The 8,706-nt window shown below is 63.7% G+C and carries 16 protein-coding genes; 8 read left to right on the plus strand and 8 right to left on the minus strand.

What is annotated here, in order from left to right; all coding sequences use genetic code 11:
* Nucleotides 1-11 precede the first annotated feature (11 nt).
* Genes crcB (RFM68_RS20695) through RFM68_RS20705 form a run of 3 tightly spaced genes read left to right on the plus strand, consistent with a single transcriptional unit; the run spans nt 12 to nt 1,262 of the window.
* Nucleotides 12-446 carry a fluoride efflux transporter CrcB gene (gene crcB / locus RFM68_RS20695; RefSeq protein ID WP_320234856.1) on the plus strand — a complete coding sequence of 145 codons (435 nt, stop codon included), beginning with the start codon at nt 12-14 and terminating at the stop codon, nt 444-446.
* Nucleotides 447-469: 23 nt separating this feature from the next.
* Nucleotides 470-904: a fluoride efflux transporter CrcB gene (crcB, locus tag RFM68_RS20700; protein ID WP_320234857.1), complete on the plus strand. Its 435-nt coding sequence runs from the start codon at nt 470-472 to the stop codon at nt 902-904.
* A 13-nt stretch (nt 905-917) separates the two neighbouring features.
* Complete coding sequence (locus tag RFM68_RS20705) at nt 918-1,262, plus strand: DUF190 domain-containing protein (protein ID WP_320234858.1); 345 nt, start codon at nt 918-920, stop codon at nt 1,260-1,262.
* 19 nt (nt 1,263-1,281) lie between these two features.
* Here the strand turns inward: RFM68_RS20705 and RFM68_RS20710 are convergent, their stop codons facing one another.
* Together RFM68_RS20710 and ndk are read right to left on the minus strand one after the other, a co-directional pair.
* Nucleotides 1,282-1,488, minus strand: coding sequence for a hypothetical protein (locus RFM68_RS20710; RefSeq protein ID WP_320234859.1), 207 nt, complete (start codon nt 1,486-1,488; stop codon nt 1,282-1,284).
* Between the two features lie 160 nt (nt 1,489-1,648).
* Nucleotides 1,649-2,071 (minus strand): nucleoside-diphosphate kinase, encoded by a 423-nt coding sequence (gene ndk, locus RFM68_RS20715; RefSeq protein WP_320234860.1) that lies wholly within the window; start codon nt 2,069-2,071, stop codon nt 1,649-1,651.
* Nucleotides 2,072-2,240: 169 nt separating this feature from the next.
* Between ndk and RFM68_RS20720 the strand changes: the two genes are divergently transcribed.
* On the plus strand, nt 2,241-2,474 hold the full coding sequence (locus tag RFM68_RS20720; protein ID WP_320234861.1) for a hypothetical protein: 234 nt from the start codon (nt 2,241-2,243) through the stop codon (nt 2,472-2,474).
* 3 nt (nt 2,475-2,477) lie between these two features.
* Here RFM68_RS20720 and RFM68_RS20725 read toward each other — a convergent pair whose 3' ends face one another.
* Together RFM68_RS20725 and RFM68_RS20730 are read right to left on the minus strand one after the other, a co-directional pair.
* Nucleotides 2,478-2,774, minus strand: coding sequence for a DUF1905 domain-containing protein (locus RFM68_RS20725; RefSeq protein WP_320234862.1), 297 nt, complete (start codon nt 2,772-2,774; stop codon nt 2,478-2,480).
* A gap of 17 nt (nt 2,775-2,791) precedes the next feature.
* Nucleotides 2,792-3,484, minus strand: a complete 693-nt coding sequence (locus RFM68_RS20730; protein WP_320234863.1) for a glutathione S-transferase family protein — start codon at nt 3,482-3,484, stop codon at nt 2,792-2,794.
* Nucleotides 3,485-3,544: 60 nt separating this feature from the next.
* Between RFM68_RS20730 and RFM68_RS20735 the strand changes: the two genes are divergently transcribed.
* The 3 genes from RFM68_RS20735 (at nt 3,545) to RFM68_RS20745 (ending at nt 6,131) form a co-directional block, all read left to right on the plus strand.
* Nucleotides 3,545-4,057: a DinB family protein gene (locus tag RFM68_RS20735; RefSeq protein ID WP_320234864.1), complete on the plus strand. Its 513-nt coding sequence runs from the start codon at nt 3,545-3,547 to the stop codon at nt 4,055-4,057.
* A 223-nt stretch (nt 4,058-4,280) separates the two neighbouring features.
* Nucleotides 4,281-5,042 carry a hypothetical protein gene (locus RFM68_RS20740; RefSeq protein ID WP_320234865.1) on the plus strand — a complete coding sequence of 254 codons (762 nt, stop codon included), beginning with the start codon at nt 4,281-4,283 and terminating at the stop codon, nt 5,040-5,042.
* A 303-nt stretch (nt 5,043-5,345) separates the two neighbouring features.
* Complete coding sequence (locus tag RFM68_RS20745) at nt 5,346-6,131, plus strand: GGDEF domain-containing protein (protein ID WP_320234866.1); 786 nt, start codon at nt 5,346-5,348, stop codon at nt 6,129-6,131.
* Between the two features lie 43 nt (nt 6,132-6,174).
* Here RFM68_RS20745 and RFM68_RS20750 read toward each other — a convergent pair whose 3' ends face one another.
* Nucleotides 6,175-6,594 carry a hypothetical protein gene (locus RFM68_RS20750; RefSeq protein WP_320234867.1) on the minus strand — a complete coding sequence of 140 codons (420 nt, stop codon included), beginning with the start codon at nt 6,592-6,594 and terminating at the stop codon, nt 6,175-6,177.
* Between the two features lie 186 nt (nt 6,595-6,780).
* Between RFM68_RS20750 and RFM68_RS20755 the strand changes: the two genes are divergently transcribed.
* Nucleotides 6,781-7,587 (plus strand): sterol desaturase family protein, encoded by an 807-nt coding sequence (locus RFM68_RS20755; protein ID WP_320234868.1) that lies wholly within the window; start codon nt 6,781-6,783, stop codon nt 7,585-7,587.
* Nucleotides 7,588-7,667: 80 nt separating this feature from the next.
* Here the strand turns inward: RFM68_RS20755 and RFM68_RS20760 are convergent, their stop codons facing one another.
* The 3 genes from RFM68_RS20760 to RFM68_RS20770 all read right to left on the minus strand — a co-directional run bounded on the left by RFM68_RS20760 (nt 7,668) and on the right by RFM68_RS20770 (nt 8,686).
* The gene (locus RFM68_RS20760) at nt 7,668-7,970 is read right to left on the minus strand and encodes a DUF982 domain-containing protein (protein ID WP_320234869.1); all 303 of its coding nucleotides are present in this window, start codon (nt 7,968-7,970) and stop codon (nt 7,668-7,670) included.
* A 155-nt stretch (nt 7,971-8,125) separates the two neighbouring features.
* Nucleotides 8,126-8,314, minus strand: a complete 189-nt coding sequence (locus RFM68_RS20765; RefSeq protein WP_320234870.1) for a hypothetical protein — start codon at nt 8,312-8,314, stop codon at nt 8,126-8,128.
* 60 nt (nt 8,315-8,374) lie between these two features.
* Nucleotides 8,375-8,686 (minus strand): hypothetical protein, encoded by a 312-nt coding sequence (locus RFM68_RS20770; protein WP_320234871.1) that lies wholly within the window; start codon nt 8,684-8,686, stop codon nt 8,375-8,377.
* Nucleotides 8,687-8,706: the final 20 nt, after the last annotated feature.

Consider the following 8,706-nt stretch of genomic DNA (forward strand, 5'->3'; position numbering starts at 1 on the left):
GCTTTGAAGCGATGACCGTTGCGGCTTGCGCCCTGGTTCTGATCGGCGGTTTCTTCGGCGGCATTTCCCGCTTTTTCCTCTCCGGCGTGGTCGGCCGCGGATTTGGCGAGACCTTTCCCTGGGGCACGCTGCTGGTCAACGTTTCCGGCGCTCTTGCCATCGGCGCCTTCGCCGGCGCGGCGCGGGCGGTCGGCGGTGTCTTCGCCAGCGATCTCGTCCGCGACCTGATCGTCGTCGGCCTGTTCGGCGGCTACACTACGGTGTCGTCCTTCTGCCTGCAGACACTCAACCTGGCGCTCGACGGCGAGAGCCGGCTCGCCGCCTTCAACGTCGTCGCTTCGTCGGTTCTGTGCGTTTTGTTCGTCGCCATCGGCTTCTGGGCGGCCATCTGGGTGGCTGCGTCAGCCACCTGGATGGCTTATTTAGCCACCTGGACGGCTGGTTAGCCATCGGGATGGCGGGCCGAGCGATGGCGGACAGACAGATGGAGAGGCGGCTTTACCTGGCGGTAGGCTGCGGCGCGGCGATCGGCTCGCTGGCCCGCTTCCTGTCGGGCTATGTCATCGTTTCGCTGCTCGGCCTGAACCCGCTTTGTTCGACCGCCTTGGTCAATATCGTCGGCTCCTGGATCATCATGGCCTTCGCCACGCTGACCCGCCCGGACGGGCGCCTGATGGTCGGTCCTGTCAGCCGCAATTTCGTCATGGCGGGCTTTTGCGGCGGCCTCACCACTTTCTCGGCGATGAGCCTCGATACATTTATCCTGCTGTTCGAGGGCGACTGGCCGCTGGCCGTGACCTATTTCATCAGTGTGGTCGGGCTGTCGCTCGTCGCCGCATGGATGGGCTATCTCATGGCGTCCAGGTTCAACCGCTTGCCAAAAGCTAATCAGGCGAACAGGTAGTCAGGAGGAGAACATGGAACTTCCCGCACAATGCGCGCTGCTCAGGATCTTCTTCGGTGAGGACGACATGGCGGCCGACGGCAAGCCGCTGCACGAGGCGATCGTCATCAAGGCGCGCCAGACCGGCATGGCCGGCGCCACGGTGCTGAGAGGTCCGCTCGGCTTCGGCCGCTCCAGCGTGCTGCACACCGCCAAGATCCTGCGCCTGTCGCAGGATCTGCCTATCGTCGTCGAGATCGTCGACGCGCCGGAGAAGATCGACGCGCTGATCCCTGAGATCAAGGCGCTGACGAAGACGAAGAGCTGCCTGATCACCCGCGAGAAGGTAGAAGTCATCCGCTACGGTGACGGGGACTGAACCCTCGCCAATCGCCCGATCAGCGGTGGCGAAGTTGGCGGCAGATGGTATCTTCGTCGAAAATGCCGGCGGAAAAAAGCTTCATGGCTTCGATCGCCAGGTCGGAAGCCTCGGAACTGCCGCGGGCAATGCCCCGCTCCACGCAGACCTGGTCATAGATGCGCTTCAGCAGGACGAGATCGTCCGGATATGCAACGCCGCTCTTGGAAACATGGGGACCTATCATCGCATCCTCCGTTGTCGGGACGGAAGCGCGACAGAAGCTCGCGGGGGCGGGGAGACTTCTATCGCTAGGCTGGCCACCATAGGTTGCTCGGCCAGCCCCGCATTTACCCATGTTAAAGGCGGCCCGGAGCCGCCTCTATTTCCTGGCAGATTTGGCTAAGTCAGCCGACGATCTCGGTGTCGGAAAACCAGTACTTGATCTCCTGCGCGGCCGTTTCCGCAGCGTCCGAGCCATGCACCGAATTCTCCCCGATCGACAGCGCATGCACCTTGCGGATGGTGCCTTCGGCGGCATTGGCCGGATTGGTGGCGCCCATCACTTCGCGGTTCTTGGCGATGGCGTTCTCGCCTTCCAGCACCTGCACGATGGTCGGAGCCGACGACATGAATTCCACCAGCTCGCCGAAGAACGGGCGATCCTTGTGGACGGCGTAGAAACCCTCGGCCTCGCGGCGGCTCATCCACACACGGCGCGATGCAATGACGCGCAGGCCGGCGTCTTCGAGCATCTTGGTGATGGCGCCCGTCAGGTTGCGCCTGGTCGCGTCCGGCTTGATCATGGAGAAGGTGCGTTCGATCGCCATAGGGTCGTCCTTGTTCTGGGAATGGAAATTGGAGTGGCGGGCTCTATACAAGCCGCTTGGCGGCTTGCCAAGGGGAGGTGGCTTCTGGCCAAGGCGAGCCCTTTGCGGGATAATTAGACGGCTGCGAACGCGCTTCGCATGGAAGCCCGCGGCAGCGGAGCCTGAGGCGATGAACTGGCCCTATCTCACACGCGGCGACATGGCTGGCCTTCTTTTCGTGGCCGTATTTTTCGCCGCTGTCGTCCTTGCCCTGCTTTTCTTCCCACAGCGCGCGGAGCAGAATTTCGGCTTCGGCCCGGAATGGCAATGCGTGCGCATGGAGCAGGGCGATCCGATCTGTGTCAGGCTGGTCGATAAGGATGCGCCGAACGGGGACGCGCGTGACAAGGGCGCGTCGAAGTAGACGCTAAAGCTCGACCTCAATGATCAGTGTCGGCGCGTCGCCGGCCTTGAGACCTTCGCGCTGGCGCACCGAGGTCTTGACCGGCAACAGCAGGCTGCCGGACGCCTTGTCGGGAAAGAGTGATGTCTGCCACCTGGTCTTGCCGATCTTCGCCGTGACGCCGAGCGATCCCCAAGGGCGCACCAGTCCCGTCATCGCGGCCTTGATCAGCGCCGCGAAGTCCGTTGGCAGCGTCATGAAATGCCAGCCGCCCTTGCCGGGATAGACCCAGATCTCGGCCTGCATCTCATAGCGCAACATCCCGACGCTCGCGGCCGTCACGCCGCCGCCGCGACCTGCCGGCCGATCCCGCCATGCAGGTCGAGGCAGCGCTCGAACCACTGGGCCACGCTGTCGCTATCCTCGAGCAGCCGGTAGGGCGAGGCGATCCGCGCCCATTGCAGCGCGCCGAAGACTATGTAATCGGCAAACAGCGGCGTCTCGCCGCCGATGAAGGGCTGGTAGGTGAGCATCGAGCGCAGCGGCTTGAGCGAGGCGCGGAAGCTGGCGAGTCCCGCATCGCGGCCGGCCACCACGTCTTCCAGCCGCTTGCCGTAGCTCTGCTCGCGACTCTCGCGGAAATAGGCGGCGTTCGTCCCATCCTGCATGTCGTGAAGGTCGGTGAGTGCCACCGTTGCCACGTAAGGGTGGATAGTGAACTGCGACCAGCGCTCGATGAAGCGCGCCGTCGCCTTGCCGCCTTCGCCGCCGAACAGCGTCGGCCGTTCCGGATAGGCTTCGTCGAGATAGAGCGCGATGGCGAAGGAATCGGTCACTACGCGCTCGCCGTCGCGGATCACCGGCACCGTCTTCGACACGCCGCCCTCGACTTCAGGCACCTCCAGGAAGCGTGTCGGCACCTTGGTTGCGCTGAGCCCCTTATGCGCCAATGCCATCTTCGTCTTCCAGCAATGCGGGCTGAACGGACGGGCGGCGTCGTGGCCGACGAGGTCGTAGAGAAGAATGGTCATTGGCGGGTCCGTTGCTGCGGGTTACGAAGGGCTCGGATTCGTTTGAGCCGGGTGGGAAGAATGAAGCAGCATTTCATGATGTTTGCGGCCTATAATCAATGGGCCAATGGCCGCCTCTACGATGCCGCCGCAGATCTTGGCGAGGAGGAGCTCGGTCGTGATGTCGGCGCCGTCTTCGGCTCGATGCTCGGCACGCTCAACCATCTGCTCGCCGTCGACCGCGTCTGGATGAAGCGCTTCACCGGCGAGGGCGACGCGCCTTCGAACACCGCCGCCATTCTCTACCGTGTCTTGTCCGGCCTGCGGCTGGCGCGCGAGGCAGAGGACAAGAGGATTGTCGATTGGGTCGGCGACATGAGCGAGAATACGCTCGCCGGCCGTTTCTCCTACATGACACTGACCGACATGCGCACCGTCTCGCAACGGGTGGCGCCGGCACTCAGCCATTTCTTCAACCACCAGACCCACCATCGCGGCCAGGCGCATATGTGCCTTACCGTGCTCGGCCGACCCTCGGTGCCGCTCGACCTGGTGCTGTTCCAGCGCTCCGAGGAAGGCCGCGCTTACGCCTGAGACGCAGCATCGTGGACGGTTTTCCGGTCGCCGATTGTCGATCAAATTCAAACATCAAGGAAAACTCGTATAGCATTTCAGAACAACGGATTTTTCCCCGAAAAAATGGAACCCTGACGGAAGCCATTCGTATTCCCCTTGTTCCCTCCCGCACAGGCATGCGCACGGACACGGCGCTCCGGCGATGCGGTGCGGAACAAATGTGGCAACGAAGGAGAACGCCATGAATGGTATGATAGAGAAAATCGCCGGTGCATTGGTCGGGGCCATTTTCGCCGTGCCGGCAAATGCTGCTGGTCTCGACATCGGCTTTGGCATCGACAACAGCGGCGTCGGTAGCCCGGGCGGCTTGAACTCCGGCGCGGGGTCATCGATCGGCGGTTCAACCGGTCTCGGCAGTGGCTTTGGCAGCAATATCGGCGGCGTCGGCGTGGGCAGCACGGGCGGCTTGAACGCTGGAGCGGGGACCTCGATCGGCGGCACCACGGGCACAACCGGCACCTCGTTGGGTGCAACGGGTAGCATCGGCGGCACTGGCACCGTCGGCGGCTCTGCCGGCCTCGACACCGGCACTGGCACCTCGATCGGTGGCACCACGGGCACAACCACCGGCACCTCGTTCGGTGCAACGGGCGGCATCGGCGGCACTGGCACCGTCGGCGGCTCTGCTGGCCTCAACACCGGCACTGGTACCTCGATCGGCGGCACCACGGGCACAACCACCGGCACCTCGTTGGGTGCAACGGGCGGCATCGGCGGGACTGGCACCGTCGGCGGCTCTGCCGGCCTCGCCACTGGTACCTCGATCGGCGGCACCACGGGCACAACCACCGGCACCTCGTTCGGTGCAACGGGTGGCATCGGCGGCGCTGGCACCGCGAGCGGCTCGGTGGGTACCACCACTGGTACCGGCATGTTCGGTGGAACCGGTGGCCTCAGCGGCGGCGGTACCTTGGGCGGCTCGGGCGCCACGACAGGCCGCTAAAGCAAATCGGGAAAGTCCCGGCGGCTTCCGGTCCCGGAATCGCGTGAAAAACAAACGGCCGGAGCGATTCCATCAAAGCGGAAGCGCTTCGGCACCATCCGCGAGCCGTAGGGTTCGGTGCCGGAAGCCCGCCGTTAAGTGAACTGACCCTGGGGGTCAGTTCATAGGTGGCGGGCTTTTATGAGCGCCCGCCATCACCGTCGCCTGACTGCCGGTTAACCAAGCTTGCATTGAAGCTAATGTATTAGGACTTCGTTTGTGCTCGCGCTGCATAAATAGGCCAGTTGCAGCGGGAGCAATGGCATGCGCATCGATTTGTCCCCTACAAGTTGGGGCAGGGTCGTGGTGGTCACCGCCGCCGGCACCGCCTTTTTTATTGCCGCCGCCTTCTTCGTCGATTCCTTCAATTTTCCCTCGCTGTCGCCGCAGGCGCTGCTTTGGGCACAGCTCACGGATCTTTTCCTGCCGCTTATCCTTGGCGGCTCCTTCCTGTTCTTCCTGATGTGGAAGATGCGCCAGCTGGCGATCACGCAGAAGGAACTCAGCGTCATTGCCGCGACCGACAGCCTCACAGCGGTCTTCAACCGCGGCGCCTTCTCGATGCTGGTCGAAGCCTATCTCGACCAGGTCCGAAGCCAGGTCGTCGCCGAAACCGGCGCGCTGCTGATCGTCGATGCCGACCATTTCAAGTCGATCAATGATCGCCTCGGGCACGATTGCGGTGACCAGGCGCTCCGGTTGATCGCCGCGACGATCAAGGGACAACTGCACGGCGCCGACATTGTCGGACGCATCGGTGGCGAGGAATTCGCGGTTTTCCTGCCCGGCGCCGACGCGGCGCGCTCCTTCCTGGTTGCCGAATCCATCCGGCGCCGCATCCGCGAGGCCGAGTTTGCACCCGACGGGCGACCCTGTCCGCTTTCGGTCAGCATCGGCGGTATCGCCTTCAACGGCCCGACCACCTATCACGATATGTTCCAGGTCGCCGACCGCCATCTTTACAAGGCCAAGTCCAACGGCCGCGACCAGGTGAGCTTCGAGAGCCCGCGCAGCGTGCTCGCCGGCGAAACCGCCGGCACCATGCACTAATCCGCTTCGCCACGCGTTTTAAACGCCTGCCGGCGCACGACGGTCAACGATGGCTGCGGTTGAGCAGCGGCCTGTGCTGGCGGATCAATTGGCGCTCGACGTCGAGATAGGGCCTGATCAGGCCCGCAGCCGTCGGCGTCGGCTCCGGCTGATGCACAACCGCCGTCAGCGTGCCGAGCTCGGTGAGCAGGCTGAGCCATTTCAGCGCTTCCCATTTCGGCGTCGCGCCGCCGCGGCCGGCAAGGCTGCGGTTGATATAGCCTGGATAGGAAAGCAGCCGCTTGCCCGCTGAGGCGCCGCAAGTGCCGATCCTCACCGCCTTGCCCTCGGCGGTGATCCAGACATAGACGGCTTCGCCGAATTCGCACACCTTGGGGTCGGTTATCGTCACCCGGATCGACGATTTGTCCCGGCTTAGCCGCATTTCGGCTGCCGGCTTGAAACGCTCGCGATCGAGAAACATCCGCCCTCCTTGCTGCGGTCCGCAACTGGCATGAGCAACACCGATGTTCCGTGCGCTGTTTCACGCAGCGGTCGAAAAAGTTTCAGGGGATTTTCGCCGAAGCCAAGCCCCGAGGCGCCATCAACGGTCCGTTCATCCTTTGGCGGCTAGTGTCGGCGGCTGACCTCAGCCGATCCGCGAGCGACCGTGTTCGATCTTATCGATTTCAAGGCGGTGCTGGTCATCGCCCTCATCTTCATTCCGCTGGAGCAGCTCCTGCCGCTGCATGGCGCGCAGTCGGCGACGCGCCGGCATTGGCTGAACGACGTTTTCTACCTGCTTTTCAACGGCATCGTCATCAAGTTCGGCATGTTGCTGGTGATCGGCGCGGCGATGCTTGTGGCGCAGCGTTTCGTTCCCGAAGCGCTCACCGCCGCCGTTCAGTCGCAACCTTTATGGCTGCAGGCGAGCGAGGCTCTGCTCGTCGCCGACATCGGCTTTTACCTTGCCCATCGCGCCTTCCACGCGGTGCCGTTCCTGTGGCGCTTTCATGCCATCCACCACTCGATCGAGGAGATGGACTGGCTGGCCGCCCACCGCGTGCACCCGGTGGACCAGATCCTCACCAAGTCGGCTTCGTTCCTGCCGCTCTTCGCCTTGGGCTTTTCCGGCGAAGCGGTTCTCATCTACGTGCTGATCTATCAATGGCAGTCGGTGTTCATCCACTCCAACACGCGCATCAAGTTCGGCCCGCTGAAGTGGCTGATTGCCTCGCCGCAGTTCCATCACTGGCACCACGCCAACGAACGCCAGGCCTATGACAAGAACTTCGCCGGTCAGCTGCCCTTTCTCGACCTGATCGGCGGTACCTTGCTGATGCCGGAGCGGATGCCGGAAAAATACGGCGTCGACGAACCGGTGCCGCAGCTCTATCACCAGCAACTTGTCTATCCCTTCGTTGCCGTGACCGAGCCGGCCGCTGAAGCCTCGCCAGCCGCCGTCAAGCCGGATTGAAGATATAACCCGCGGGAGAGGCCTTCTCCGCCAGGTACTTGCCGCGGCAATCGTTTCCGGGTGGAGCGGAAGCGCGCCGCTCAGGCGGCGAAGCCGCCATAGCCGTGCGCCACGGGCTTGACCGAAATGTCCGGCTGCTCCGAAGGCCACAGGACGCCGGCGGTCACCGCGAAGCTGATCAGCGCATCGCGCGCGGCTTCGGCCGGGATTTCTCCGCTCCGCGCGGCCTCGCAGGCCTTCGCCGCGGCGCCGTAGCTGAGCCGCCGGCGCGACGGCGGGAACTCGGTCAGGAATTGATGCATCTCGAACAGCGAGGCGATCATGCGCTTGTGGCCGGCGCCGACGCTGAGGGCGACCGGGGTGAAGAACGTCCTGTCGTGCATTCGGACCTCGTCGATTGGCTGCGGATGCGGCGGGCTGCCGCCTCCGTATCTGGGGTAGGACGCCACACAACGCGGCTTGCGGCGCGAGGTTCCAGGTTTGGGATCCTTTCGCGCAACGTGCCCAAAGAGACTGCGACACGGTACGGGGCGCGCCGCTAGGGGCCGGGATCGGCTGTGATTGTCACTTCTTCTGCTGGGGGCTGCGCAACGTGATAATACGCCGACAGCACCAGCAGAAGGATCGCGATCCCTGCGAACACCATCGCGACGATGTTGACGAACCACTGGCCGGCCAGTTCACCAAGCCGTTGCCGCCAACTCATCGCCGACGGAATCAAGCGCATTTTCCACCTGCTTCACAAGGCCGCTACCGGCCCGTCACGCTTCGCCGACCGCGCCCTGCCTTACCGGTACCAGCCTCTGTGGAGGCCGCAGCTCCAGACCCTATTCACGACCCAGTGGTGATGATGCCAGCGCCTGTGTACCCTGACCATGCAGTTGCGACGATGATGCCCGTAGAACTCGCCGCGCATCTCGTATCGGCCCCTGTAGCGCCAGTCGTCGCCGCGCATGTGGTGGCGGCGCCAGTAGTAACCGTCATTGTATCTGCCCATGCCGTCATCGGTGGTGATCGTAAGGCTTGTCGCCTGTGCCGGAACCGTTACCGGTGCCAAGGCAGCCACGCCCAACATGGCGGCGAGAATGAGTTTCTTCATCACGGCCTCCTTGCATTAGA

This window comes from Mesorhizobium montanum (genome assembly GCF_033977145.1).
Classification (GTDB): domain Bacteria; phylum Pseudomonadota; class Alphaproteobacteria; order Rhizobiales; family Rhizobiaceae; genus Mesorhizobium; species Mesorhizobium montanum.

Excerpts from the sequence above, each read along its gene's own strand:
- crcB (WP_320234856.1), top strand. The coding sequence starts at position 12 with ATGACCGTTGCGGCTTGCGCCCTGGTTCTGATCGGCGGTTTCTTCGGC.
- crcB (WP_320234857.1), top strand. The coding sequence starts at position 470 with ATGGCGGACAGACAGATGGAGAGGCGGCTTTACCTGGCGGTAGGCTGC.
- RFM68_RS20705 (WP_320234858.1), top strand. The coding sequence starts at position 918 with ATGGAACTTCCCGCACAATGCGCGCTGCTCAGGATCTTCTTCGGTGAG.
- RFM68_RS20710 (WP_320234859.1), bottom strand. The coding sequence starts at position 1,488 with ATGATAGGTCCCCATGTTTCCAAGAGCGGCGTTGCATATCCGGACGAT.
- ndk (WP_320234860.1), bottom strand. The coding sequence starts at position 2,071 with ATGGCGATCGAACGCACCTTCTCCATGATCAAGCCGGACGCGACCAGG.
- RFM68_RS20720 (WP_320234861.1), top strand. The coding sequence starts at position 2,241 with ATGAACTGGCCCTATCTCACACGCGGCGACATGGCTGGCCTTCTTTTC.
- RFM68_RS20725 (WP_320234862.1), bottom strand. The coding sequence starts at position 2,774 with ATGTTGCGCTATGAGATGCAGGCCGAGATCTGGGTCTATCCCGGCAAG.
- RFM68_RS20730 (WP_320234863.1), bottom strand. The coding sequence starts at position 3,484 with ATGACCATTCTTCTCTACGACCTCGTCGGCCACGACGCCGCCCGTCCG.
- RFM68_RS20735 (WP_320234864.1), top strand. The coding sequence starts at position 3,545 with ATGAAGCAGCATTTCATGATGTTTGCGGCCTATAATCAATGGGCCAAT.
- RFM68_RS20740 (WP_320234865.1), top strand. The coding sequence starts at position 4,281 with ATGAATGGTATGATAGAGAAAATCGCCGGTGCATTGGTCGGGGCCATT.
- RFM68_RS20745 (WP_320234866.1), top strand. The coding sequence starts at position 5,346 with ATGCGCATCGATTTGTCCCCTACAAGTTGGGGCAGGGTCGTGGTGGTC.
- RFM68_RS20750 (WP_320234867.1), bottom strand. The coding sequence starts at position 6,594 with ATGTTTCTCGATCGCGAGCGTTTCAAGCCGGCAGCCGAAATGCGGCTA.
- RFM68_RS20760 (WP_320234869.1), bottom strand. The coding sequence starts at position 7,970 with ATGCACGACAGGACGTTCTTCACCCCGGTCGCCCTCAGCGTCGGCGCC.
- RFM68_RS20765 (WP_320234870.1), bottom strand. The coding sequence starts at position 8,314 with ATGCGCTTGATTCCGTCGGCGATGAGTTGGCGGCAACGGCTTGGTGAA.
- RFM68_RS20770 (WP_320234871.1), bottom strand. The coding sequence starts at position 8,686 with ATGAAGAAACTCATTCTCGCCGCCATGTTGGGCGTGGCTGCCTTGGCA.